We start from the raw sequence: 1,720 nt of genomic DNA on the forward strand, positions 1-1,720 counted from the left end.
CCCCGGCCCCCGGCCGCCCTCCCCGGCGGGCTGCCGGGCGTCAGCCCATGGTCTTAGAACCGTCGAGGGCCTCGCGGATGATGTCGGCGTGACCGGCGTGCTGCGAGGTCTCCGCGATGATGTGCAGCAGCACGCGGCGGGCCGACCAGCGGGCACCGGGCTCGAACCAGGGTGCCTCCGGCAGCGGGTGGTCGGCGTCCAGGTCCGGCAGTTCGGTGACCACCTCGTCGGTTCGGCGGGCGACCTCGGCGTACTCCTCCAGGACCCCGGCCAGGGTCTCGTCCGGCAGCAGCACGAACTCGTTCTTCCGCCGCTCGAAGTCGGCCTCGGTCATCTCGGAGAAGTCGGCCATCACGCTCGGCCCCTTGACGATGAAGTCGGCCCATTCGCGTTCGGTGGCCGCCACGTGCTTGATGATGCCGCCGATGCACAGTTCGCTCACCGTGGTGCGCCGACGCGCCTGCTCGTCGGTGAGCTCGCGGGCGGTGTGGCGCAGGAAGTGGCGGTGGGTCGCCAGAGTCTGCAGCAGGTCGGCGCACTCACGGGCGCCGCGGACCTCGTTGTCCCGGGGGGTGGTCGTCTCGTGCGTGGTCATGGCTCCGCCCTTCGTCCGTGGCGGGCCGCTCGGCCCGCTCCGTCGTTCCGACTCCATCCTGGAACCCACAGTGGTCACTTTCCGACCGCAATCGAAGCGAGAATCGGGGCATGGCGAACACCAGCACCCGGATGCTGCGGCTGTTGTCCCTCCTCCAGACCCACCGCTACTGGCCCGGGCCCGAACTCGCGGAACGGCTGGGTGTCTCGCCGCGCACCCTGCGCCGGGACGTCGACCGGCTGCGGGAGCTGGGGTATCCGGTGGACGCGCGGCGTGGCGTGGACGGTGGTTACCAGCTCGCGGCCGGTGCGGCGCTGCCCCCGCTGGTGATCGACGACGAGGAGGCGGTCGCCCTGGTGGTCGGGTTGCGGGCCGCGGCACGGAGCGCGGTGGAGGGCATCTCCGAATCCTCGGTGCGGGTCCTGGCCAAGGTCGTTCAGGTGATGCCCGTCCGGCTGCGGGGGCGGGTGGAGGCGTTGAGCGCGGCGACCGTGCCGGTGGACTGGGGCGGTCCGGAGGCGGCGCCGGTCGACCCGACGGTGCTCACCGTGCTCGCGCCGGCCTGCCGGGCGGCCGAGCGGCTCCGCTTCTCGTACACGACGGCCGGCGACCGGAGCACCGAGCGCCACGTGGAGCCGCACCGGCTGGTCTGTCCCGGGCGGCGCTGGTACCTGATCGCCTACGACCTGGACCGTCACGACTGGCGCACCTTCCGGGTGGACCGGATCACCGGGCCGCGGGCGACGGGGGAGCGGTTCCGTCCCCGTGAGCTCCCGGCGGCCGACGCGGCCGAGTTTCTCCGGGACAGGTTGGACAACCTCCCGCGTCCGTACCGGGTGGAGGCGGTGATCGACGCGCCGCCCGCGGTCGTGCGGGAAAGGGTCGGGCAGTGGGGCACGGTGGAGGGGACCGACGACGGACGGTGCCGGGTGCGGATGACCGCCGACTCCCTGGAGTGGCCGCTGATGGCGCTGGGAGCGGCCGGGGCGGAGTTCCGGGTGGTGGAGCCGCCCGAGCTGCTCGACCTGGTGCGGGAACGGGCGGAGCGGTTCGGCCGGGCCGGCCGCCGGGTGACGCCCGCGACCGGTGAGGAGGAGGTACGGGGCGGGACGGACGGGGTGGACG

General features: G+C 73.5%; 2 protein-coding genes. One reads left to right on the forward strand and one right to left on the reverse strand.

Annotated features, from left to right (window positions below; translation table 11 throughout):
• Window positions 1-40 precede the first annotated feature (40 nt).
• Window positions 41-595, reverse strand: coding sequence for a DinB family protein (locus FNQ90_RS22140; protein ID WP_182607966.1), 555 nt, complete (start codon window positions 593-595; stop codon window positions 41-43).
• 110 nt (window positions 596-705) lie between these two features.
• On the opposite strand from FNQ90_RS22140, the gene FNQ90_RS22145 reads away from it, so the two are divergent.
• Window positions 706-1,720, forward strand: a 1,015-nt coding sequence (locus FNQ90_RS22145) for a helix-turn-helix transcriptional regulator (RefSeq protein WP_182607967.1), incomplete at its 3' end; no start/stop codon positions are given.

Origin of the sequence: Streptomyces alkaliphilus, from assembly GCF_014141535.1 — a bacterium.
Classification (GTDB): Bacteria; Actinomycetota; Actinomycetes; order Streptomycetales; family Streptomycetaceae; genus Streptomyces; species Streptomyces alkaliphilus.